This window comes from Acidovorax sp. KPB24-07 (assembly GCF_057543315.1).
In genome coordinates this window covers 1-628 of record NZ_BAAJYS010000911.1, presented here as the reverse complement: position 1 = coordinate 628, position 628 = coordinate 1, and the positions used below count along the sequence as shown (strand labels likewise).

The 628-nt window shown below is 74.7% G+C and carries 1 protein-coding gene; it reads right to left on the bottom strand.

Annotated elements, in window-relative coordinates:
* The coding region (locus AC27IQ_RS26625) for a TonB-dependent siderophore receptor (RefSeq protein ID WP_487091477.1) at nucleotides 1-628 on the bottom strand (628 nt) is incomplete at both ends.

Here is a 628-nt window from a genome sequence, read left to right as displayed (position 1 = left end):
GCGCAGCCATTCGCCGTCGTAGCGCAGCTTGGTGGCCTCGGCGAGGCGCCAGGTGAACGCCGGCGCCAGCATGTCGCGGCGCGTGCGCACCTGCTCGCGAAAACTGCCCTTGTCCTCGCCCACGGCGGTGAGGCGGTAGGCGATGCGCGCGGGTTCGCCCGACTCCGGCGCGGTGCCTGCCGGCGCATCCAGCGGGCCGCCGAGCGTGAGCACGGCGCGCCTTGTGTTCCAGCGGCCCAGGCTCGCCTCGATCGTGCGCAGCGGCTCCCACGGCGCGGGCTGCGTCACCACGTTGAGCGTGCCGCCGGGCTCGGACACGCCGTACAGCGCCGCCACGGGCCCGCGCAGGAACTCGAAGCGCTCCACGTTGGCCGTGTCGCGCGGCGCGTTGTAGCCCCGGTTGCCGGCCATGCCGTTGCGCAGCAGGCTCATGCCGGTGTCCTCGTGGCCGGCGAAGCCGCGCAGGGCGATGTTGTCCCAGGTGCCGCCGAAGTCGTTCTGGCGCGATACGCCGGGCACGTAGTCGAGCGCGTCGTCCAGGCGCGTGGCGCCCAGGGCGTCCAAGGTCGGGCGTGGCAGGGTGGACAGGGCCTGCGGCACCGCGAGCGCGGGCGTGGCCGTGCGCGTG